Genomic DNA, 24232 nt, shown 5'->3' on the forward strand with positions numbered 1-24232 from the left:
AGTGGGCTGGCATGCTCCACTTGACGCTCGACAAAAAACCGGGACCCCATTGGGATCCCGGTTTTTCTTTCAGAAAGTCGATTTCAGGCAATGATTAACGCTCCTCTACCGGATTGGCGACCTGATTGTACATCGCATGCAAACGGCGTGCATAGGTGAGGGATCGAATCTTGTAATCGATATCGTACTTCACTTCGATGCTCAGCTTTTCCAGTTCTTCCTGGCGAGCGATGGCTGCAGCCTTTGCGGCTTCACTTTCAGCCAATTGGCGTTTCAATCCTGCCAATTCGGTCTGCGCCTTCTGAATCGTGCGCTGGAACTCTGCCATTGCAGAAGAACTATCACCACCCGATGCAGCAGCGTTCACACTGCTGTCTACCGAAGCCTGACGCTGCTCCAGTTCAATGACCGATGCCTCCAGGTCCGCAATCATGGAACGCACACGGGCAGGATCAATGGTTTCACCGGAATTGGCGAGCATGGCCTTCAGACTGTTGACGATCGCACGCTGCTTGGCTGTCGTCTGCTGCAGGTCGGCAATGGCCTGCCCTACAGTGGAAGAAGAAGAAAAATCGCCGCTGGTCACCAAGTCTCGTTTCAGATCCGCTGCACCGCGCTCGGCATCCACAAGTCCGCTCTCAAACGAACGAACCAGTGCCTCAAGATCAGCTGAAGCAATCGGACCATCCGCATTGGCGAGCAATGCTTTGATCCGGTCGAGTCCGTCCTGCTGGGATGTCAGGGAAGAGGAAAGACTTGCAAGACTCGCAGCAGCCTTGGGGTTGATTTCGGTCACCGCTCCACCCAGGCTAGCCCGCAGAATCGCCTCACGCTCTCTGGCTTCCTGTATGCTGGATTCGAGCGAAGCAATTTCTTCGGCAAGTGTTTCAGAACGCTCCTGTGCTTCTGCCTTGGCAGTTGCCTCAGCCTCAAGCTTGGATTCGAGTTCGGCCAGCATGGCTGCCTTTTCTTCCGCATCCTGCTTGGCCTTTTCCTCGGCGAGCTTCATGGCTTCTTCTGTCTGGGTCAATTGCGTCGCGAGTTCTTCGGCCTTTTTCGCATTTTCCTCAGCTTCCTGCTGTGCGTCTTCAAGCACCGCCTTCAACTCGTTTTCCCGCTGCTCGGCGACAACTTTGTCAGCCGCAGCTTGTTTGTTTGTTTTGACCCAACTAAAAATCGAATATCCAGCTACCCCAGCGAGAACGATGACAACGATCAGAGGGATGACTGCTAAGCCTTGGTTTTTTTTCATAACAACAGGAGTAAAAAGAAATTACAGGAAAACCTAATTGGTCTACAATATAACCGCTCACACTCGACCAGTGTCAATTTCAAATGAAACGGATTTTCCAATCGGCCCACATCATACACATTTCAAAAATGTTCTCCTGCGGAAGTTTTGCACACTGCCATTTGCACATTCGAGCCTCATACGGTCAATACAGCACCGGGTTTCCTTGTGTTTGACGAAGGTTGACACGAAGATCGAGCTGACCTAGGCAATTCTAAAAATACCCCAACATGTCGTCGACACCATCCATCCTCTTTGTCTGCATGGGCAATATCTGTCGGTCCCCGAGTGCAGAAATAATCTGGAGCCAAAAGCTTCAGGACGCTGGCTTGAAAGGAACTTGCGACTCCGCTGGAACCATTGGATACCATCAGGGAGAACCGCCAGACGCGCGCATGCAGGGCGCTTTGAAACAAGCCGGATATCGCCCCTTCGGGCATTCGCGCAAGGTTGAGGCACGCGATCTGGATCGATTTGACTGGATTCTCGCGATGGACCGGGAAAATCTTCACGCCTTACAGCAGTTGGCTGCATCCAGCGGTAAATCCAGCGACCACTGTCGACTCATGCTGGAATTCGCGGGTATCTCCGATGTGGCAGAAGTTCCCGATCCCTACTATGGTGGAACTGCCGGATTTGACCATGTGGTTCAATTGCTGGAACGCGCAAGCGACCAGCTGATCGAGCGCTTTCAATCGCTGGCAAACGATGATGCTTCAACCGCATGAAGGGCAATGATGCCTTCCGATGGCCCGTGTTACAGTTCAGATCTGCAATAGCTGATGCGTCCAGTCGCATTCTGCAGCAGGCTGCGGGGAAACACACGTCCACAACCAACACCTGCACTCACGGTAAGACAGCATCCTTGCGGAAGAGCCGGTAACGGTATCCATCCCCATCCTCAAAATACAGGTATTGATCATCCAACTCGACGAATTTGCAGGGTTTGCCCAAGTCGAGAGCATCTCCGGGTTCATAGAGAAGAAAATAATCCACCACAATGCACTGTTCTCCCGGTCGATCATTGATGCCCACAATGTTGAGTGCCTGCAACGCAGCCATGATTTCGGGATCTTCCACAGGTGCGGATGACGGTTTTGCTGGCTCAGGATCTCGCTGAGTAATTTCGTCAGGTTCTGTATCGGCGTTGGATGCTGCTTCATGCTGCTGTGACCGCAACTCCTGCTCCGCTTGAACAGGGGAACCAGATCGACGGGATGCGAGGGTTCCCGGATCAACAGAAGAAGATGCTACCCGTCGGTCCGGGTCGAGTGTTTGGAGCCGCCGGGTCCGATCACTCACGGTACCGGCAGAGTCGGCAAGCGAGGTTTCGGATTGCAAAACCTCCGGCACATCCAACCCGGGATCATCCACCGATTCGGTCGCAACCACAAACTCCCGACTCTCCGGCAGGTAGGCTGCAAATCCTTCGATGCGAACCAGCAACGAGGCACCTGCCGCGTCTTTGGCTTCCTGATTTCCCCAAAACTCAATGAAGCGCCCATCTCCACTCTCCACAATTCGCTCACTGATGCGCACTGGCAAGGTTTCCCGGGGCATCACACGGGTCCACACCAGTGTGCCTTTCAATAGCTCACCTTTGAGGGCTGAGCGCACTTCACTCGAACTGGCAGAGTCCGTTACAAACGAAAAGGGAACACCTTCACTGAGAATGATGCGGTGAAAGAAGGTCTGCCTGGACTCTCCAAAATCGTAACTCACACGCCCCATCAACACCGATCCGTCCCACCAGTAGTTGCGGTTCACCTTAAACTGGTTCAACAACTCATCCTCCTGCGAATAAATGCGGTATTCTCCCTGCCACACACCCACATAGGGATCCAGCGTTGCTCGAAACTGGTCGGGTGACAGATCCTGAGCCTGCATCGACACAACTCCGACAAGCGATCCAGGGAGAAGCAAAAGGAATGCGAGAATATTGCGACACTTCATAGCGCTGATCCATCGATACATAGGGAGGTTTGCCACAAAGAACAAGCCCATATCCATCCCGCTTCAACCGTTAGGGCACATCTGAACACTGCTCATGCAATGCTTGAAACAGGGCACGGATTTTCTCGGGGCACTTGACCCCAGGCTCACGTTCGACACCACTGTTCACGTCAATACAAGTCGCTCCGCTCACTCGGATGGCTTCGCAAACATTTTCAGGATGCAGTCCACCTGCAAGTACAAATGGCATCATGGGGTTCGCGGTCGCCAGCTTTCGAAACCCAGACCAGTCCCCCGTCTTTCCGGTCCCCCCGACCTGATGCGGAACATAGGTATCCACAACCACGCGCGAAGCGAAGGGCAGAATCTCCGATGGGAACACGCATTCCGGAGGCAACGAAGGAGCGAGCCATAATTGTTTCCCCGGGGGTACCGACTTTTGCAACTGCTCGAGCCGTTGTTCCGACCCGTTCTTCAAATGCACTTGCAGATGATCGACTCCAGTCTGCCAAATCGCACGTACCAGCATGGGTTCCGGATCGACAACAACCGCTACACGGGTGCCCTCCGGCAAGTTCGAGCTGAGCGAAGTCATCTCCGTCAGGGATACGTGTCGTGGGGATCGAACATGATGGATCATGCCGATGAAGTCGGCGCCCCAATGCAACACATCCAGTGCCAGGCTGATGTCACGCATCCCGCAGATTTTGACTTGGATGGAATTTCGATCAGCCATTCAACAAGGATATTCCAATCTCACGACAGCAAAGCTTTGAACGCAGCAACTACATCAATTGCTGCTGGAGATGCCGCTTCCCGGTCCATCGGGATGCGCAGGCGCTTCATCGCTTCAGTGGTTGTCGGTCCGATGCTCACGGTTTTGGGGATGATCGCCTTTGTTCCACGCAGCAACTTGGCCGCCTGGTCCGCAAAAGATTCCGCAGCCGAAGGACTGGCAAACAACATCCCATGTGCACCGTGCTTGCGAAACGATGCGGCGACCTCGTCATGTTTGAGATCTCGCAATGAGCTTTTGTAAACCTCAAAAACGTCCAGGATCGCTTCACCCTTTCCCTCAAGCATCGACAGTGCCTCCTTGTTCACCTTGTCACCGCACACCCAGAGCACATATGCACTCGGAAGACTGCCCGTTTCGACCAATTCCTTTGCCAACGCAACTCCCGTCGCCTGCTCGGGAATCAAGTCCACTTCAAGGTGCAGTGCCTGCACCTCTGCTGCGGTTCGATGTCCCACACAGGCAATGCGCGCTCCTCCGAACGAACGAATATCCTTAAAGGCCTTGAAGAAGGTCTCGAAAAAATACTTCACTCCGTTAACCGAAGTAAAAACGATCCATTCATAGGTAGCCAAGCCCTTGAGGATTTCGAGCGATTGCTGCGCATCCACAACAGGCTCGACCTGTATCAAGGGCATTGACAAGACCTCCGCCCCGGCTTCCGCCAGCGCAGCCCCGATCTCATCCTGTTCCTGTTCGCTCTTCGTGAGTACAATGCGCTTTCCCTTCAGCGCGGCGGCATGGTTCACACCTGTCATGGTATCCTGGTTCCTTTGCATTCAAATGTGCTTGGAGTCATTCTCATCCTTCACCGTGTAACCCTGTGCCTGGCGCTCCAGGTTGACTTGGTTCTTTTTCACGTAGGAAGCATAGACATCCTCGGCACTGAGACCCATGACCTGCGCAGCAGAGATGAGAAAGTGAAACAAATCAATGATCTCCACTTTTGCATTTTGTTCATCGAAGGTCTGATATTTGGCCCACCATTTCCAAGGGACCGAGTCTACCAGTTCGGCAAGCTCCTGCTGCATCGCCCTGACGTAGTTGAGCAACCACTCGGTCTTGCCCGCTTCATCCAGGTCGTCCAGATTCACCCCGATGCGTTCGTTCAGCTTTTTTTGTAGTTGAAAAATTTCCTCAAGTTTGTCCATAGTTTCCAAGTGCTGTCGTTCACCGAATAGCGAATTCATCCATAACGAATGAGTCTGTATTCAAGAACGGGTTTTGAGGATCATCAAGATCTTCCCCGTATCGAGGCTTCACCACGACGGTTCCATCAGCCATATCGATGACTATGGAGTCCCTGCGACACACGCACAAACCAAAAAATCAATCATCTCTATTCAACGAACGCTATTCACCTGAATTACCCGAGGTTGAAGCCAAACCAATATGACTCACGACCAACAAATGTATTCCCATGCCAGAGTTTGACGAGGAAACATACCAACGCAAAAGTCAGGGCAATCAGTCCCTGAACTATGAACCGGGCCGCAACGCAGAGAAATATAAATCCCGAGAGCCCAACTTCCGGAAAAAAGGAAGTCACACCGACAATGATTCCCCCAGCCTCTGGGTGGAAGCTGCCACCAGCACCTCCTACTCGCCCCCCAAAAAGGAACGGCGTCCCAAGCGCCAGCGCGAAGCCAAATCGGATACCTCCCGCAAATCACGCGGGAAAGGAAACCACCCCCGAAACGGACGCGGACGCAAACGCCGCGAACTTACCCTCTGGGAAAAGATTCTGGGATTTTTCGGCATCAAGCCCAAACACCGCAAGGGCAAAGGTGCTGACAAAAACCGTCGTCAGCGCTCAGGCGCAGAGGGCAAATCCCGCGACGCAGACAATCGCCAAGGCAACCGTCAGGGCCGCGGCGGACGCGGACAGCGCGGAAAACGTGGCGGTTCGCGGGACGGCAACGAGTCCCGACGTTCAGGAGATAGTCCACGCGAGCAGGGTTCCCGCAATCGCAGAAATGACCTCGATGGCGATGCCAACGCCAGTGAGGGCGGAAATCGCAAGCGCAGACGACGCTCCCGTCGTTCCAACGCAGACAGGGCAGAAGGTCACTCCCCGCGAGCAGAGGCTTCAGAACGTGAATCGAACACTCAGGACCGTGAACACCGTGGAGGTTCCGCACGAAGCGAACGCCGCGAGCGCCCACGCCGTGGACCACGCCCTCCCCGCGATTCCGCTCCCGAAGCAGCAGCTCAGTCCGAATCTGACAATCGGCGCGAGAGACCTGAACGTTCTGAGCGCACGGAACGTCCACAGCGCAGCGAGCGCAAGGTCGAATCGGTTGCTGCTCCGCGTACCGAAGGAAATGAAATTGCATTAGGGGCGATCGACCTCGGATCGAACAAGGAGTCCAAGCCAGCAGCCACGACCACTCCCAGTGGTCGCGGAGGGCGCCGCAACCGAAACAGCGCAGCACGTCAGGCACCTGCCACTTCCGAAAAGTCCGCAGCTTCGTTTGTGCCCCATCCCATCGAAATCAAGCCGGTCGAACCATCGACTCCAAAAGAAGACTAAAAAGAGTATTTTTTAGCTTATCAAATTCTGCACAGGGCACCATGATCATGGTGCCCTGTTGCATTTTACACCTCACGCAACCGGAGTTGATACTGGTATGAAAGTGTTTCGAATCGAAGGAGGTCATCCCCTGGAGGGAACGATCGAAGTCTCAGGAGCCAAAAATGCGGCCCTGCCGATCTTCGCTGCCTGCCTGTTAACCGATCAGCGCTGCGTGATCTCGAACGTCCCTGATCTCAGCGACATCCGACTCATGGCCGAACTGCTCCAAACCCTCGGAGCACACGTCGAGCGCCTGGAACCCGGCACCTGGGCCATTGAGGCAAAAACCCTCAACGGAGTAGCCCCTTACGAACTCGTACGACAGATGCGCGCTTCGATCTGCCTGCTGGGTCCACTGGTCGCACGTTTGCGGGAGGCAAATGTCTCCTTTCCCGGAGGATGCGTGATCGGTCCTCGCCCCATTGACCTGCACATCAAGGGACTCAAAAAGCTGGGATGCAAGGTCAATGTCGAGGGAGGATATGTGCAGGTAGACGCCGCCGAATTGAGGGCAAACCACGTATTCCTTGGCGGACGCATGGGCAGCACAGTAACGGGCACTGCCAATATTCTCATGGCTGCAACGCTCGCTCCCGGAGTAACTCACATCGAAAATGCTGCAGCCGAACCCGAAATCGCGGATCTCTGCCGCATGCTTCAGGGCATGGGTGCCAACATCGAAGGCGGTGGCAGCCACACCATCCGCATCGAGGGAGTCAAACAACTCAGCGGAGTGCAACACCGCATCATACCGGATCGCGTCGAAGGCGGCACTTACCTCATGGGTGCCGCAATGACCGGAGGTGACCTTACGGTCAAAAACCTGCCCGCTCCACTCATTGGAGCACTTCTCGACCGATTCGAAGAGGCGGGAGTGAAGCTCCAGATTGCAGCGGATTCGATACGCATCCATACCGATCCCTGTCAATTGCGCCCTGTCGATATCATCACCCTTCCGTTCCCCGGTTTTCCGACGGATCTTCAGGCCCAGATGTGCAGTCTGATGAGTCTGGTCGATGGTCTGAGCATCATCACCGAACGCATTTATCCCAACCGCTTCATGCACATCCCCGAACTGCAGCGCATGGGCGCCGACATTGCTATCGAAGGTGCAAGCGCCATCATCAAGGGAACTCGCCAACTCTCGGGAGCTCCAGTGATGGCATCCGACCTGCGCGCCAGCGCGGCCCTGGTCATCGCCGCACTCGCAGCAAAGGGGGAATCCTGGATACAGCGCATCTATCATATCGAGCGCGGTTACGAGCGCATCCACGAAAAACTGAGTCATCTCGGCATTCGCATGGATCGGCTTGACGATACCGACATGCCCGCATCCATTCAGCTCCTGGACTGATCTTGCTCCAGTCACCCCGACCGTTCACCATGAACCCTTCGCAAGCATCCGATTCGACCCCGTTTTCGTTCAAGAACGAGCAACGCCCGCTCGCTGCAAATCTTGAGAATCGCCTTCGCCCACCCGCATTTGACAGTTTCACAGGGCAGCGCAAGACAGTCGAACGGCTACAGATCATGGTCGGTTCGGCAAGGGACAGAGGCGACATCCTCAGCCATGTACTGCTGAGCGGACCTCCAGGTCTGGGCAAAACAACCCTGGCCAACATCATCGGAAATGAACTCGAGAAAAATGTGAAAATCACTTCAGGTCCCGTGCTCGACAAACCGAGTGACCTTGCGGGTTTGCTCACCAACCTCGAGACGGGCGATATCCTCTTTATTGATGAAATCCACCGCATTTCCCGGGTCGTGGAAGAATATCTTTACTCCGCCATGGAAGATTTTGTCATCGACATCATGATCGACCAAGGTCCCAACGCACGAAGTGTGCGCCTGGAACTCCCGCGCTTTACCCTCGTGGGAGCTACCACGCGTGTCGGTTCACTCACGGCTCCCCTGCGCAGCCGCTTTACCCTGCAAACCCGCCTCGAACACTACGACAGAGACGATCTGACACATATCATCAAACGCTCCTGCGGAATTCTCGAAATCCAGATTTCACCGGACGGAGCTGAGGAAATCGCACGCCGTTCGCGCGGCACTCCCCGTATTGCCAACAATCTCATCCATTTCGTCCGTGACTATGCTCAGCAACGTGCGAATGGAGTCATCACAAAGAAAGCGGCCAATGATGCGCTCGAATTGCTGGAGATTGATCAAAATGGACTCGATGAGATGGACAAGCGCATCCTGCGCCTGATCGCAGTCAACTACAAGGGAGGTCCGGTGGGACTCGGAACGATCGGGGTCGCTGTCAATGAGGACACGCAAACCATTGAGGACGTGCATGAACCTTATCTCATCCAGGAAGGCTATCTGCAGCGCACACCACAGGGGCGCGTGCTCACGGAACGTGCATGGCACGCCATTGGACTGGATCCACTGACTCGCGACCCCTCCCAGCAAAAGCTTGGACTGTAACGCAATTCACCCGCATTTGATTTCGCTATCTGTTTCTCAACATGCAACTTGCACTCATCGTTCCCGGACGCCTGGCCTCCACCCGATTCCCGCAAAAACTGCTGCATCCCATACTTGGCATCCCTCTGATCGTGCACACTGCACGACGCATTCAAAATCAGGTGCCCGATCTTCCGCTCTTCTTTGCAGTCGATCATCCGGACCTGAGCCAGATATTGCGTGAACATGGATTTGACTCCATCCTGACGCGAAGCGACCACAGCAGCGGCACGGATCGCCTGGCCGAGGCCAACGCCAACATCGGCGCCGAACGTGTGGTCAACGTACAGGCCGACGAGCCAATGGTTACGGCAGGTCAGATCCGCCAACTCTGCGCTCTGATTCAATCCCCCGGAACGGACCTGGCAACCCTGGCACACCGCTTCCACTCGCCCGAGGATTTCCTCAATCCCAACCAGGTCAAAGTGGTAATTTCCTCTGAAGGCACCGCACTCTATTTTTCCAGGTCTCCCATTCCCTACCCAAGGGATACATCCGGCACCGTGACGAAGGAATGGTTGCAAACGCAACCCTGCTACCGCCACCTCGGTCTCTACGCCTACACCCGCGAATTCCTGGAAAACTTCACCCGCCTCAAACCGAGTCCTTGCGAATCCATTGAAAAACTCGAACAACTCCGCGCGCTGGAGAACGGATTTCGCATCGCTGTTGGAATCACCGATCATCCATCCATCGGAGTCGATACTCCGGAAGACGCCCAACTGCTCGAACGTCTGCTTCGGGATCAACCCTCGGGCTAACAACGCTCGGGAGCAGGGAAAACGATCCTGCACGTTTTGCATTTTCCCGAATCCTGACCATTTCGCGAAATTTAGTTGCACTACTTTTCATTTTACCCAACTCTCACATGAGTCGCTTTGTCCGAACATTCCGGAACGGATCCCCACCCCCTATTGACCCATGAAACTTCTGAATTCCCTGATCCTGGGTAATCTGCTGCCCTGCTTCGTTTTCCTGCTCCACGCAGTTGAACCCATCCATGCAACCGAATCGATCTACCCATCCGGCTTTCAGGATCCGCAGGCACTCGATCTCAGAACCTATTCCGATGCTGCGATCCACAGTGGGGATGACATCACTCAAATCCTGCAACAGGCCATCGATACTGTCGCCGAGCGCGGGACTTTTGGCATCATCCTGATCCCGCAAGGGGACTACCTGCTCACGGATACGGTGCATGTGTGGAAGGGGATTCGCCTGATCGGCTATGGCTCAACTCGCCCGGTCTTTCGCCTGCCATCCCATACAACAGGGTTTTCTGGAGCATCCCCGCGCTACCTGCTTCACTACGCTTCTGACAAACCCAAACCCGGCGCCGCCTTTCGCGACGCAAATCCTGGCACATTCTACAGTGCACTGAGCAACATCGATTTTATGATCGAACCGGGCAATCCTGCGGCTGTCGCGGTTCGGTCACACTGGGCACAGCACAGTTTCATTTCGCATGTGCGTTTTACACTCTCCGATGCCCTTGCCGGAATCGATGAAGTCGGCAATCTTGTTCACGATTGTGAATTTATTGGTGGACAGTATGGCATCATGACCACCAAGCCATCCCCAAGCTGGCCGTTTGTTCTTCTCGACTCCCACTTTCAGGAACAGCAAATTGCCAGCATACTCACGGAAGAAGCCGGCATGTGCGTCGTTCGCTGTCACTTCGAGCAAAGCCCGTTTGCGGTCGTCGTTCGTGAACAGCGCTCTGAAGAGCTGGTGATGGAGGCTTGCTCCTTCGCCTCCATCCACGAAGCCATCACCTGCATCAGCGAACCCGACAACGCTCGCAGCCAGGTCAACCTCCTGCAATGCCTGGCACAATGGACACCCACCATCGCCCGCTTTCGGGACAAACGAGCACCGGTAACTGCTCCGGATAGTGCTCACTACCAGATCGAGCTTTTCTCACACGGACTGCACATCGGCCCCCAAACGACCTTGCCCAGCATGCAGACTCAACTCCGCGCGGTACCATTGCCAAATCTGCCGCTCCCCCTCCATCGCCCCGAGCGCAAATTGCCACCCAACAATGAATGGATCAATGTGCAAAGCCTCGGAGCGATAGGTGATGGAAATTTTGACAACACCAAAATCCTGCAGGCGGCCGTACGCGAACACGAAGTGCTGTATTTCCCTTCGGGGCGATACCGAATCTCCGATACGCTGACCCTCGCACCCAACAGCTGCCTGGTGGGACTGAGTCCCATCACCACCCAAATCCTCATCACGGATGAAACGCCTGCATTTCATCCGGCAGGTCCACCCAAAGCAGTCATTGAAAGCGCTGAAGGTGGCGATAACATCCTGCAGGGGATTGGCATTGACGCGGGTGCGATCAACCACCGTGCGGTCGCCTTGAAATGGACAGGTTCATCCCGCTCTCTGGTCAGCGATGTTCGCTTCCTTGGCGGCCATGGCACCTACGATACCGATGGCAAATATCTGCAAATCTACAACAACAACCGTTCGGCAGATGCAGACGTTCGCAGGCGATGGGATCGCATGCCGGCAAGTTTGTGGATCACCGAAGACGGTGGGGGGACCTTCAGGAACCTCTGGACGGCAAGTCCTTTTGCTCATGCTGGCATGCTCATCGAACAAACTTCCACGCCCGGCTGGGTTTACCAAATCTCCAGTGAGCACCACCTGCGTAACGAGATCATGATTTCCGATGTACAGAACTGGAAATTCTACGCGCTGCAATTCGAGGAAGAAATGTGGGAGGGAAGAGACACCCTGGCCCTTCGCATTGAACAATCGAAGAACCTCTCCTTCCACAACACCTGGATCTATCGGGTGATGCGGACCTTTACTCCCTATCCATTCGGCATCACGGTCCGGGATTCCCAAAACCTGCATTTCCACGGCATCCATGCTTATGGACCCAGCAAATTCACCGTCGACGATACCCTGCGAATCCTTGATACCGGTGCGGGGGTTCGCAGCCGCGAGGTTGCATGGCTGCACATTGAGGATTCAGCAACCATGCAAACCCCATGCGATGGTCTGAACTATGAGCTGCTGGCCAGTGGTTTCAACCACATCGACAGCCCCGAGGTTGACGCCTCCGGTAACCTGTATTTTGTCGATGAAAAGCACCAGCATGTCTGGCGCTGGAATCATCAACGCTCCCGCACGGAACGGGTGCTCGATTTGCCCATCGAACCTTCCCAACTCATTCTTGAGGATGAGCATCACCTCATCATTCTCACGCGAACCGGAAAGGTGTACCGCAAGGACCTCAGTACGGGCAACGGATATCATGGACTGGAGTCAATCCCACCCACCGATGCTTCGACTGGATTCCAACAACTGGTGATTCCCACGACGCGCTGGCGGGATTCCCACGATTTCCTGGAGGTTGTCAGCTCTCGCAAGCCACATTTCTTCGAGTTTGGGGAGTTTGCCCTTCCCGCCGAAGCGTCCTTTGTGAATGCGGGCATTCTCACCACCTGGTTCCATACGGTCGACCTGCAGCGGACGTATGATCTTCAGAGCGTCTCTCCCCGCACCCATACCTACGTCTCAGATGAGTTCGCCCAAAAGACCTGGCGTTTTACTGTGCGGGAGGATGGAACCCTTGACTCACCTTCCCTGTTTGCCGAGGAGGGCGAAAGTGGTGTTATCGAACTCCCAGGTACTGACAGGGTTCTCATCGCAGCCGGACACCTGTTTGTCTATGATCAAAATGGTCGGTTGTTGCAGACACTCACGCCGCCCCATCGTCCAACCGCAATCGCGGTGGGACCCTCTGTCGACGGAGTCCATTACCTCTACGTATTGGCGCGCCAACACCTGTACCGCACGACCCTTCCACTGCAGTAATCATCTAGCCTTATTCTGGAAGCCACATATCGGAGGCCTTCAGGCCGAGCAGCTCAATCATTTTGATCGCATATTCAAGGTGCCCAAGATCATCAGCTCCGGCATTGTTGGTGCCTAATGTGAATGAAACCCCCGCCGCTTTGGCACGACGCAGGAAGGTTGCGCTGGGAATCTCACGGCGCGCATTGATTTCGAGCGCGATATCATGATCCACGAGTGCCTGAATCACACGATCCATGCGTTCCGGTGTCCACAGCTCGTCATAGCGATCTGCGATAGAGTCGGGAAGATAGGTGGCGTTGACCCATATCTGGATCGGTTCACGTGCGAGTAACTCGACCGTGCGATCCACCAATTGTTCCATGAACGATTGCGGATCTCCAACTTCAGTCTCCTCCGGGAGCCACAGGCGCATGCGTTTGCCCTGGTCATTTGTCCAGGTCATGGAATCCGTAAACACGTAGTCAAAGCGTTCAATGACATCATCGGAGAACAAATCGACCCACTCCCTGCCCTCCGCCTGCATGCCGTGCCAGGTGTGCGGAGGAGAAACGAATGCGTCGAAGTAGTCGATCACCTCAGCATCAGATTCATGTCCCATCTGCAAACCGCAATTGACCGCAATGCCATAGGTAAACCCGTAACGACGCGCATTGGAAAGGGCCTGTTCTAGCGTCAAACCACCCTTGAGGTGCGTGTGCAGATCCACCAGAGGAATGTTGGCCGAGGCGAGATCGATCAAGCGACGCTCAAAGGCCGCATCCTCCAGAGCAGTTCCCAGCGAAGGCAAATCATCCGGCAACAGCCTCACGCGAACGTTGCGGAAATAGACCCTGCTCTCCGGATCGTGGCCCTGCAGCGCAATTGTGCCCGATCCCAATAATCGTCCTGGCATCGAATCCGGGCGATAGGGGTCCTCCGGTTCCGTGTATTCACAGATCAATTCCCCGTTAATGTAGGTCCGGATCGATTTTCCCTGTACGTGGATTCGATATTGGAACCATTCCCCGTCGTTGACGGGAGATTTCCAGGTATTGCGGATCGCATAAATGCTGCCTGTCATCTTGTGCTCCCGATAAGCCCCATTCCTGCTTTCAGGTCGCGCATTGTAAATCTGACATTCGTAGCCTTTCTCCGGCCATCCACTTTCCTGGTATTCCGTGTGGATGTACACTCCTGAATTCGAAAACGCCTCAGTCTTGACTTCCAGTTCCAATTCAAAATTTCGAAAATCATGCGCTGCAATAGGTCCGTCGTAGAACAGGTGGCTCCGTGGTCCATGGGTCACCAGCATTCCCTGTTCCACCGACCATGAATCGGGATGCTCAGCCGCACGCCATCCCTGCAGGGATTGCCCGTCAAAGAGTGGAATCCATGATGATTTACTCTCAGCAAACAGTGAAATGGATGCAAAAATCAGTGAAAGACCGCAAAGCTGACGAAACATGAATCTTAGTATATCGCCTCCAAGTGCCAATGGAAAGCCCGATTTCAATCGCATCCGACTGGCCAGCAAAGTTCGATGCGGTACTTTTATCTGGATGCAAATCCATCCACCAGGCTGCGAGTCGTGGTTCCTCGAATGATCGCTCCGTCCACCAATACATGACTGCGACTCGCAAGCGGGTGATCGATCCGGCGCTGCAAAGCCACCATTCCGGTGACTCCAATCTCGGTGAAGGGAGTGCTGTAGGTTGTCAGTTGCGGAAGCCCCGGAGGCACTGGAATACCGTCATAACCCGTGATCGAAATATCATCCGGCACCCGCACACCTCGCTCCGACAGTCGTCGAATCAATTCATAAGCCTGGTGATCTGCAGCACACACCAATCCGGTCATGCCTGCCTTGATTCTCTCAATCACCAGATCCGCTGCCTTGCACGATTCCCAGGCGTCGGTCTCATCCACAATCATCACTTTTTCCGGATCAAAGGGCAGTCCAAAACGCACATGGTGTTCAAAGTAGGAACCCAGACGGGTCTCAACCCATGGCGTATCGAGGTTGTTCTTATACTTCCAGCTCAAAAACCCGATATTACGATGACCCGATACAAATAGATGCTTGAGCATCTTGGCGATGCCGCGTCCCTGATCCGGATTGATGCTATCGATGTCAAGTTCCTCATACTCATCAAGCACCGAAATCACCTGAAATTTGTTCATCAAGGAACGAACGGCAGACTCTCTGAACGGAAAAACCAACACCACTCCTGTCCAATTATTGCTGGAAGAATTGGGAATGATGCGGCGTGAACGCATGTTGGGTTCAAATTCCGACGGATCCAGAAAAAACAACTCCACCCGGTAGTCGAGTGCCGCAGCTTTCTGGGTGATGCCGGCAAAGATCTTTCCCGCAACTCCTGCCGCATCTGCAACCTTTTCGGAAGCTCCCACCAAAACCGCGATCGTTCCCTTGTCGGTTCGCTGACCCGGCTTCTGATTACGGAAAGCGTTGTAACTGTACCCAAGCTCAGCAGCAAGTTGATAGACCTTGGCACGAGTCTCAGGATTGATGCGCGGGTGATTGGTGAAACAGCGGGAAACCGTCGTAATGGACAAACCGAGGCGATCCGCAATGTATTTCTGGTTAATCTTTCCCATTTTTCGTCCTTCTATTCAGATATTGAAGCAATTGCAGCAAGAAAAACATACAAGAGGATCACTCTGAAATCATGAACAGGTATCGCAGGATACGATGCCAATGATTTCCGCTGTACATTGCAGATTCTGCAAAACAGCCCGACAAAAGCATCCCATCCACAGCAACAGGGCTGCACTTCGATTTGCCTTGGGAAGACTGGAGAAGCAAGCACACCTTCACTGAACAAAAAAACTGCTCCCAGTCAACTTTTTTGCATTGATTTTCATTCTATAATTCTGCCTTAATCAAGGCATCAATATTTCTTAGATGCGCATTATGCATCGTTTTACCCCTCAATCATCTTTAATTTCTTTCACAAATTTGCGCTATATCATGAATTCATATAGACTCGCAACTCCCTCACCCTCTCAAGCAAGCGATCTCGAATCGTTGCACTTGCTGGGTGAACCCGCATTTGCAATCGACACCGCATCACTGCAAGGCCCCTTCCTCATGCAGCTCATTTCCAGCTCCGACCTGTGGGCATTCATCGGCAGCCAAGGTGCCATCACGGCAGGACGTCGCAACCCCGACCATGCGCTCTTCCCCTACTACACGCAGGACAAGTTGTTCGACATGAGTCACTGCTCCGGGTCCTGCATCCATCTACGCGTCACTCCTATCGGCAGCACTACTCCCGTGGCGTGGACCCCATTTTCAGAACCCTGCGCCGCACTGGTTCCCTGCACACGGCGCGTGATCAAGAGCTTCAGTGGCTCCAAAATTGCCCTCGAAGAGCATCACCACGGACTCGGCCTGACGGTTCGCATTACCTGGACAACCAGTAATGCCTATGGCATTCTGCGCCAAACCTCACTCATTCAGAATGAAACCCAGGCTTTGTCAGTCGAGATTCTCGATGGCATGCAAAACATCCTTCCAGCCTCGGTAGACCAACAATTTCAAAACGAATTCTCCATCCTTGTTGATGCCTACAAGCGCAACGAATGGTTTGAACCTGGCCTGGCCACTTATTCCCTCAGTTCTGTACCAACGGATAAGGCCGAACCCAGCGAATCCCTCCGCTGCACCGCTGTCTGGGCAACCGGATTCCCGGGCGAGGGTCAGCTGCTCTGCACCGATCAGGTGCAACGATTCCGCGCAGGGCAAGCACTCCACCCGGAAACGGAAACCCGGGGACGCCGGGGCGCCTATCTTCGATATGCCAGCTTTCGCATGGAGGCGTGCAGTTCTCACAACTGGTGGATGGTCGCAGACATGGATCAGTCCGCAGCCAAAGTGATCCGCACGCGCGAACTCCTGCGCACCGACCGAGACCTCGCACAAAAGATCGAAACGGCCATTCGTGAGGACTGCGACCAACTCTACGCCATGGTCTCGGAAGCCGACGGCATCCAATGCTGCGGCAAAGATCGCAACAATGCACGTCACTTCTCAAACACCCTGTTCAATCTCATGAGGGGAGGCACCTTTCCCCACGGATACAAAGTACCCACACGTGACTTGCTGCAGCACATTCAGCACTGCAACCGCGAAAGTTTCGAACGCCACCAAAGGCGACTGGAGGCCCTGCCCGACGTGATCGAATTGAGCAAGCTCCGCGACACCCTCTCGGAGTTTGCCGGACCCGAACTCACTCGCATTGCCGAAGAATATCTTCCCCTCACCTTCTCACGTCGCCATGGCGATCCGAGTCGCCCCTGGAATCGCTTCAGCATCGACATCAGTGATGACCATGATCAGCCCATTTACGCCTACCAGGGCAACTGGCGGGATATTTTTCAAAACTGGGAAGCATTGCTGCACAGCTACCCGCTCTACACCGATTCGGTAATCTCACGCTTTCTTAACGCAAGCACTGCGGACGGTTACAATCCCTACCGAGTGACCAAATCCGGTTTCGAGTGGGAACGCGAAGAACCCGGCTCTCCATGGTCCAACATCGGGTATTGGGGAGATCATCAGATCGTTTACCTGCTCAAACTCCTGGAGTTCTCAAGCAAGGCACAGCCGACGCACCTTCCCACATTGCTCAATCAGGCACGTTACGCATTTGCAGACGTTCCCTATCGAATCAAGTCCCACGACGAAATCCTGCAAAATGCGCGCAACTCCATATGCTATGACCATGCGTATTCTGATCGCATCGACGCGCGCACCCTGCAAAAAGGATCGGATGGACAACTCTTGCATGATTCCAAGGGTCGCATCCTGCATGCAACCCTCATGGAGAAGTTGCTCATTCCGCTGATCACCAAACTCTCCAATTTCGTGCCTGATGCCGGCATCTGGATGAACACACAGCGCCCGGAATGGAACGATGCAAATAACGCCCTCGCAGGCTATGGAGCCTCGGTCGTCACGCTCGGATACCTGCACCGCTATCTGCAGTTTCTTGAACATTTGCTGCAAACCATGCATCCCGCCGAGTTGCAATTGCATACACCCGTACTGCAGTTGCTCGACAACGTACACGGGATTTTCACCAACCTGAACCCCGAATCCAGACTCTCCGACCGTGAGCGTGGCAGTGCGGTGCATGCACTGGGCAGAGCGGGAACCCTCTATCGCACTAGCTGCTATGATGGATCATTTGGTGAAGCGATCTCTAACACAAACGCAGAGCGCATCCTCGAAGCGTTGCATTGTTTCCGAAAGCATGTCGCCGCAACACTGCGCCACAACCGTCGCGAGGACGCCCTCTACCACGCCTACAACCTGCTGCATTTCCTGCCTGATGGCAGTGTGAGCGTCGAAAATCTCGCACTGATGCTTGAAGGACAGGTATCAATTCTTTCCTCCGGAATTCTGAATCTTGAAGAGTGTGTCGAGCTGACCACTTCGCTGATGGCCAGTGACCTCTATCGCGAAGATCAGCAGAGTTTTCTGCTCTACCCCAATCGATCCCTGCCCAACTTCATCGAAAAGGGCGCGATACCAACATCCGTGCTTGCCGAATACCCCGACGCTGCTCAGCTGCTGCAACGCACTGATTCAGGCCTGGCACAGCAAGGTCCCGACCAGCGTCTGCGCTTCCATGCTTCGTTCCGCAATGCTGGCGACCTGGAAGCTGCCATGCAGCGGCTCAACCTGCCAACCAGGCTGCAAGAGGAAATTCACCGCATCTACGAGGCTACTTTTCACCATCACGCATTCACTGGTCGCTCGGGAACTTTTTTTGCCTACGAAGGACTCGGAAGCATTTATTGGCACATGGTTTCCAAACTGCTCTTGGCCGTTCAGGAAGTGATCCTCCAAAACCCCTCTTCCTCACCAGCCAGATCACGGCTCATCGAACACTATTTCAGCATCCGAAAAGGCATTGGCCTCGACAAGTCACCTGCAGAGTATGGCGCATTCCCAACAGACGCTTACTCACACACTCCAGCACATGCAGGTGCCCAACAACCGGGAATGACCGGGCAGGTCAAGGAGGATTTACTGGTGCGCCTCGGGGAGCTGGGATTGCACATTCGCAACGGATCCCTGCACTTTGAACCCGTACTGTTGCAATGCGATGACTTCACGACGGAATCCATGGAACTGCTTCACGCTGATGACAATCATAAGCTGACGAAACAACCTGTTTCATCCCGAAGTATTGCGTTTACGTTTTGCCACACCCCGATCACCTACCACCTTGACGAAAATGCGCTCAAGACGACCGTTCAAGTTCACTTCAGAGATGGAAGCATCCGTACCATGAAAGAGGCAAAACTCGACACAGCCTTGACAGCTCAGCTCTTTGAACGGAAGGGATTTGTGGAGCACATTACGGTCACCCTTCCCGCCCACCTGCAACACCCAAACCCATCCGCCACTCTCTGAACCACCCTGCCTTTGATTCACCCCGAAACCCATCCTTATGAGCAACACCCCATCTGATTCGCACAACCGGATTTCCACTGTCGAAAAAATCGCCTACGGTTCTGGAGATTCTGCGTCCAATTTCTTTTTTCACACCTTCAACATTTTTCTACTGAGCTACTATGTTGATGTCTTCGGACTCACAGCGGCTGCAGTCGGTACGATGTTTCTGGTCACAAAGCTAGTGGATGCCTTCACCGATATCATCATGGGAATGGTCGCGGATCGCACCAAAACACGGTGGGGACGATTTCGCCCATGGATCCTTTGGATGGCAATCCCTTACGGCATCATCGGCTACTCGATGTTCGCAAACCCTGACCTCTCCTCCAACGGCAAACTGATCTATGCCTACCTCACCTACTCCTTGATGATGCTCGTCTACACCGCGATCAACGTACCCTACTCCTCACTGTTGGGCGTGATCTCTCCCCATTCCAACGAGCGCACCTCCCTGTCGACCTACCGCTTTGTGATGGCCTTTCTGGCGCAATTGCTGATTTCAGCCTTCGTGATTCCTTTGAAAAACTTGCTCGGAGGTGAAAACGAAGCCCTCGGCTACCAGCTCACCATGGCGATTTTTGCGTTCCTGTCGATCGCCTTATGGATGTTCACCTTTGCAAGCACGCGGGAACGCGTACCCGTATCACCAACCCAGAGCAAGGATTTGAAGGGAGATCTCAAGGTTTTGCTGCGCAACGGCCCTTGGCTTGCACTGGTGGTCTGTGGGTTGTTCACCCTGATGATGGTTGCTGTGCGCGGGGGTGCCACCCTGTTTTACATGAAATATTATGCGCAGGTGGATTCTGAACCCGTGTTCTGGATCTTCGACAAAACCTCACTCTTTTTCATGGGCGGAACCGCATCAATGGTGGTGGGAGCTGCCTTCACCAAACTGCTCACCCGGTTTTTCTCGAAAAAGAGTCTCATGCTCGGCCTCTTCGGACTGCACGGACTGATGCTGGGTCTTTTCTTTTTCATACCGCCCGAGATGTACTGGACCATGCTCATCGTCAATACGATTGCAACGCTGATCAATGGCCCAACACCCGCAATTGTCTGGTCCATGTATGCTGACGTTGCGGACTACGGAGAATGGAAGTTTCACCGGCGCACGACGGGCCTGGTCTTTTCCGGGGTCATTTTTTCACACAAGACTGGCCTAGCCATCGGCGCGGGACTCTCTGGCTGGATTCTGAGCTGGTTCGGATTCATTGCCAACCAACCTCAGAGCGACATGGCGATTTTTGGCATCCGCTTCATGTTCACGATTGTTCCCTTTCTGCTGCTGATGATCGCAACCGCCGCCATTCTCTTCTACAAGATCAACACTCCGTTGCTCAGGCAAATCGAGTCCGATCTCGAAGCTCGGCGCAGCAACGACCCCACCCGAACCTAGGTGATTTCCACGAGTGGGCGAAGCCCGCAAACACCTTCGCCCATGAATGCAACCATTCCCATGAAAACTCAAATTTCCATCCTGTTCATCTACTTCGCTGCAAGCCTTGCCTTGGGATTCTCACAGGAAGCTGATCCTGCGCAGGAAGTCAGAGCTCCGGTTCCACTGGAAGTGACTCACCTGCCCATTCCGCAGGACCTCAAGCACCTGCTGATCCAGAAACCCTACGTCGATTTCCTTCTACTGATCGATGAAACGGGTGTCGTGAAAGATTTTGTCGCAACCGCATCGAATCATGCAAAACTGCTTCCACCTGCGCAACGCCTGGTAGAGCGTCTGCACTTTGAGCCTGCACAACAAGAGGGCAAGGCCATTCCGATTCGCCATACCATTCGAATCCACTTTGAAGACTTTCAACAACAGGCATGGAGAGATTCTGGCCAAATACCCATGGGCAGCGTCAGCACGGACGGCACGGGTCGAAAGTTCTTTGACCAGGCACCCAGTGCTTTTGCCTACACTCAATCTGAAGTGACAGAACTCGATGTCCCACTGCAACTGGAACAGGGGACCCTGCGGATTGTGGAGGGTCCTGAAGGCCAACCACCAGCCGGGAGTTGCACGATCGAGTTTTATATCGATTCTGACGGAGTACCGCGCCTGCCGTCCGTGTTGGAATCCGATAGTGAGCTTGCAAGCCTTTCGGGACTCGCAAGCCTGCAAAGCATGCGTTTCAAGCCGCTTCGAAAAGATCTCAACCCCACTTACGTCAAGGTGCGACAGCGTTTTCAGTTTGGAAACACTTCCGCGCAAGAGAAACTTTGATTCACTCTGGTGACACCCGGATTCTCAGTTCCGCGTGCCACCAGATGGGAAAACCCTGATCAAGTTGCCGGATTCGGCTTTTTTGTTGCCTCAAGCGTTTTGGTTACTGCGGCAACAAATGATCCAACATCAGACATGCTCTGAGGCAGGATGAGCGTGTTGGTAGTTTGAGCGAGCTTTCCAAACTCCCGCACATACTGCTCAGCAACCCGCAAGTTCATGGCTTCCAGACCTCCAGGACTGTTGAGCGCTTCCGCCACCATGCGCAGACCTTGAGCGGTAGCCGTTGCGATCAATTCAATCTCACGTGCCTGACCCTCGGCCTCATTGATTTGACGCATTTTATCGGCCTCGGAAATGTTAATGGTTTCCTGCTTCATGCCTTCCGACACGTTGATCTTTGCCTGGCGTTCGCCTTCCGACTGAGCGACAACAGCCCGGCGTTCCCGTTCGGCACGCATTTGCTTTTCCAGGGCGTCCTTCACAGAAACGGGAGGCACAATATCCTTAATCTCGTAACGCAGGATTTTAACGCCCCATGGATTTGACGCCTTGTCTACAGCTTCCACCACCTGTGCGTTGATCGTTTCCCGCTCCTCGAACGTGCGGTCCAATTCGATTTTTCCGATTTCAGAACGCAGTGTAGTCTGGGCGAGCTGGGACGCACCGAACTCATAGTTTTCGATACCGTAGCTCGCAGCTTTGGCATCCATGATTTGCATGTAAAGAATGCCATCCACTTCGACTGAAATATTATCCTTGGTGATGCATTGCTGTGAGGGAACATCAATCGCCCGTTCCTTGAGCGAGTGCTTGTAAGCCACCTTGTCCAGAAACGGAATCAGAAAATGAAATCCTGCATCCAGGGTTCGGGAATATTTCCCAAGTCGCTCGACAACAAACTGTTGGCGTTGCGGCACCACCCTTGCTGTTTTGAAGACGGTGATGACGAAGATGAACAAGACCCCCAGGGTCAATAGAGTTGAAGTGCCCATGGTATTGATGGTTTTAGGTTAAAAGATGTAGGCCAACGAGTGCGCTTACTTTTTGCTCACGTAAAGGGTAAGCCCCTCCTGCCGGGCAATCACCACTCGGTCACCGGGAAGCAGTGTATCGCCCGAAACCGCTTCCCAGTTCGAACCTTTAAACTCTACGATCCCGTTATCCCTTCCGTTTTCGAAGCCTCGAATGACAGTTGCAGGTTTTCCGAGAAACTCTTCAACGGCTTGCTCATCTGCACCAATGCTCGAACCCGTGAACCAAGATTTTACGTGCTTTCGAAGGAACCATATCTGCCCAGCAGAAAGTGCCATAAAAATCCAGAAGGGAAGGCCACCTGTTGTCGGAAGGCCAAACTTGAGCATCAACCCGGTAAGAATTGCCGAGGTGCCGAAAAAAACAATAACCGCACCCGGAAGAATAAACTCCAACAGGATGCAAACGAATCCAATAAGGATCCATATTTCAGGGAGATGAAGATTCATGGTAACAGGAATTTAAGAGATGGAAAACTCCATAATAATGAAGTTCGCCCGACTTATAAACCTGAAACGCTCCGAATTATTCGATTCCTGTTTTTTCAATCTTTAGCGTGTGTAGGATAATCTGCAAATTCACAGAGCTGTGCCGTCCATTTTTCCAGAACTCGACCACAGTATTACCAATAAAAAAAACACGGATCTGTATCGAGATATGCATCCGACGGCATGGAAAAACACACCCTCCATACCGTTGCATAGCGAGACCATGGTCCACGGATTTCTCCATCAAACAACACTTCCGGACTCTGCAACTTCATCTCAAGACCTTCGCTCTGTTTGACTTTACCTTCAAACTGCTCGGCCCCTTCAGGAAGCGAAAAGTAAAGGATGCGTTGCTCCATGAAGTCCTGCACTGTTCCCAAGTCCCCCACTTCCAACCCGGGATTTTGCTGGTAGTAGCGTTCCAGCAAAACTCCGCAGCGTTCCAGTTCAAGCGTCGCCGACTCGCAGGCCTTACTCCAGCTTCGGGAACCCGCAAACCCATACGCCATAAAGCCTTGCTTGAATTCCCGACGCACGAGTGCCACTTCATGCTTGGCAAAGGGATGCAGAATTCGGAAACACTCTGTGAACTCTGCTTTTCCTGATCGAATTCCCGGGCAGCGCACTATCGGCAGCAATCCGCTCCACCAGGCTACAATTGCATATCGCTCAATCGCCTCTGCGAGTGCAAACGAGCGAGCCTGACGGGTAAACCATCCCGGGAAGGCAGCCATTCCGTTCGAGGTTGGATCTGCGTCAAATCCAAACCTCTCCCGCTCTGGACCCGAACTGGAGACATGATGCGCCCAGCGTTCCAACGCCTCTGATATCGCTTTGTGGCGAGCAACGAGTGGATTCCGGTCCAAACCGGTGCCATCCATCGCTGCAAAAAGGATATTTGAGAAATCAGCGACACGCAGGCCTGGTCGCAAGCGTGCATTTGCGACCGACCACGTTACGTCTCCAAATTGAATTTTAGATTCTTCCAGTGAATCGATTGGACCGCCATTGGATGCAAAACAATTCGCATATTTAACTGGTGCCAAACTCCGCATTCACCGGAATCAATAGCAAGAATAACAATCC

The 24232-nt window shown here is 53.7% G+C and carries 19 protein-coding genes; 9 read left to right on the forward strand and 10 right to left on the reverse strand.

All coding sequences use genetic code 11. From position 1 onward, the window contains the following. Window positions 1-94: 94 nt before the first annotated feature. Window positions 95-1252 (reverse strand): hypothetical protein, encoded by a 1158-nt coding sequence (locus ABQ298_07870; protein ID MEQ9824285.1) that lies wholly within the window; start codon window positions 1250-1252, stop codon window positions 95-97. A gap of 269 nt (window positions 1253-1521) precedes the next feature. Here ABQ298_07870 and ABQ298_07875 point away from each other — a divergent pair, with 269 nt between their 5' ends. Beyond that, window positions 1522-2019: a low molecular weight protein-tyrosine-phosphatase gene (locus tag ABQ298_07875; protein ID MEQ9824286.1), complete on the forward strand. Its 498-nt coding sequence runs from the start codon at window positions 1522-1524 to the stop codon at window positions 2017-2019. A 118-nt stretch (window positions 2020-2137) separates the two neighbouring features. Here ABQ298_07875 and ABQ298_07880 read toward each other — a convergent pair whose 3' ends face one another. From ABQ298_07880 to ABQ298_07895, 4 genes are all read right to left on the reverse strand, one after another. Then, window positions 2138-3244, reverse strand: a complete 1107-nt coding sequence (locus ABQ298_07880) for a hypothetical protein (GenBank protein ID MEQ9824287.1) — start codon at window positions 3242-3244, stop codon at window positions 2138-2140. 70 nt (window positions 3245-3314) lie between these two features. Beyond that, on the reverse strand, window positions 3315-3980 hold the full coding sequence (locus ABQ298_07885; protein MEQ9824288.1) for a phosphoribosylanthranilate isomerase: 666 nt from the start codon (window positions 3978-3980) through the stop codon (window positions 3315-3317). Window positions 3981-4000: 20 nt separating this feature from the next. After that, entirely contained in the window at window positions 4001-4798 is a 798-nt protein-coding gene (locus tag ABQ298_07890; GenBank protein MEQ9824289.1) for a uroporphyrinogen-III synthase, read from the reverse strand. A gap of 21 nt (window positions 4799-4819) precedes the next feature. Next, window positions 4820-5191 (reverse strand): dUTPase, encoded by a 372-nt coding sequence (locus ABQ298_07895; protein MEQ9824290.1) that lies wholly within the window; start codon window positions 5189-5191, stop codon window positions 4820-4822. Between the two features lie 269 nt (window positions 5192-5460). On the opposite strand from ABQ298_07895, the gene ABQ298_07900 reads away from it, so the two are divergent. The 5 genes from ABQ298_07900 to ABQ298_07920 all read left to right on the forward strand — a co-directional run bounded on the left by ABQ298_07900 (window position 5461) and on the right by ABQ298_07920 (window position 12930). After that, window positions 5461-6573 (forward strand): hypothetical protein, encoded by a 1113-nt coding sequence (locus ABQ298_07900; GenBank protein MEQ9824291.1) that lies wholly within the window; start codon window positions 5461-5463, stop codon window positions 6571-6573. A gap of 97 nt (window positions 6574-6670) precedes the next feature. Further along, window positions 6671-7969 carry a UDP-N-acetylglucosamine 1-carboxyvinyltransferase gene (gene murA, locus ABQ298_07905; GenBank protein MEQ9824292.1) on the forward strand — a complete coding sequence of 433 codons (1299 nt, stop codon included), beginning with the start codon at window positions 6671-6673 and terminating at the stop codon, window positions 7967-7969. Between the two features lie 29 nt (window positions 7970-7998). Continuing rightward, a complete protein-coding gene (gene ruvB / locus ABQ298_07910) occupies window positions 7999-9051 on the forward strand; it encodes a Holliday junction branch migration DNA helicase RuvB (GenBank protein MEQ9824293.1) in 1053 nt (350 codons plus the stop codon). Window positions 9052-9092: 41 nt separating this feature from the next. Further along, window positions 9093-9851 carry a 3-deoxy-manno-octulosonate cytidylyltransferase gene (gene kdsB, locus ABQ298_07915; protein MEQ9824294.1) on the forward strand — a complete coding sequence of 253 codons (759 nt, stop codon included), beginning with the start codon at window positions 9093-9095 and terminating at the stop codon, window positions 9849-9851. A gap of 160 nt (window positions 9852-10011) precedes the next feature. Then, window positions 10012-12930, forward strand: a complete 2919-nt coding sequence (locus tag ABQ298_07920; protein ID MEQ9824295.1) for a glycosyl hydrolase family 28-related protein — start codon at window positions 10012-10014, stop codon at window positions 12928-12930. A gap of 10 nt (window positions 12931-12940) precedes the next feature. On the opposite strand, the gene ABQ298_07925 is transcribed toward ABQ298_07920, so the two are convergent. Continuing rightward, the gene (locus ABQ298_07925) at window positions 12941-14377 is read right to left on the reverse strand and encodes a family 16 glycoside hydrolase (protein ID MEQ9824296.1); all 1437 of its coding nucleotides are present in this window, start codon (window positions 14375-14377) and stop codon (window positions 12941-12943) included. Between the two features lie 86 nt (window positions 14378-14463). Continuing rightward, window positions 14464-15531 carry a LacI family DNA-binding transcriptional regulator gene (locus tag ABQ298_07930; GenBank protein ID MEQ9824297.1) on the reverse strand — a complete coding sequence of 356 codons (1068 nt, stop codon included), beginning with the start codon at window positions 15529-15531 and terminating at the stop codon, window positions 14464-14466. A gap of 373 nt (window positions 15532-15904) precedes the next feature. Between ABQ298_07930 and ABQ298_07935 the strand changes: the two genes are divergently transcribed. From ABQ298_07935 to ABQ298_07945, 3 genes are read left to right on the forward strand one after another with little or no spacing between them, the layout of a single operon-like run. Continuing rightward, a complete protein-coding gene (locus ABQ298_07935) occupies window positions 15905-19360 on the forward strand; it encodes a hypothetical protein (protein MEQ9824298.1) in 3456 nt (1151 codons plus the stop codon). Window positions 19361-19397: 37 nt separating this feature from the next. Continuing rightward, window positions 19398-20798, forward strand: coding sequence for an MFS transporter (locus ABQ298_07940; protein MEQ9824299.1), 1401 nt, complete (start codon window positions 19398-19400; stop codon window positions 20796-20798). Between the two features lie 60 nt (window positions 20799-20858). Beyond that, window positions 20859-21623, forward strand: coding sequence for an energy transducer TonB (locus tag ABQ298_07945; protein MEQ9824300.1), 765 nt, complete (start codon window positions 20859-20861; stop codon window positions 21621-21623). A gap of 59 nt (window positions 21624-21682) precedes the next feature. Here the strand turns inward: ABQ298_07945 and ABQ298_07950 are convergent, their stop codons facing one another. The 3 genes from ABQ298_07950 to ABQ298_07960 all read right to left on the reverse strand — a co-directional run bounded on the left by ABQ298_07950 (window position 21683) and on the right by ABQ298_07960 (window position 24192). Further along, window positions 21683-22618 (reverse strand): stomatin-like protein, encoded by a 936-nt coding sequence (locus tag ABQ298_07950; protein ID MEQ9824301.1) that lies wholly within the window; start codon window positions 22616-22618, stop codon window positions 21683-21685. A 45-nt stretch (window positions 22619-22663) separates the two neighbouring features. Beyond that, window positions 22664-23107, reverse strand: a complete 444-nt coding sequence (locus ABQ298_07955; protein MEQ9824302.1) for an NfeD family protein — start codon at window positions 23105-23107, stop codon at window positions 22664-22666. 173 nt (window positions 23108-23280) lie between these two features. Then, window positions 23281-24192 (reverse strand): hypothetical protein, encoded by a 912-nt coding sequence (locus tag ABQ298_07960; protein ID MEQ9824303.1) that lies wholly within the window; start codon window positions 24190-24192, stop codon window positions 23281-23283. Window positions 24193-24232 lie beyond the last annotated feature (40 nt).

This window comes from Puniceicoccaceae bacterium, from assembly GCA_040224245.1.
GTDB lineage: Bacteria > Verrucomicrobiota > Verrucomicrobiia > Opitutales > JAFGAQ01 > JAKSBQ01.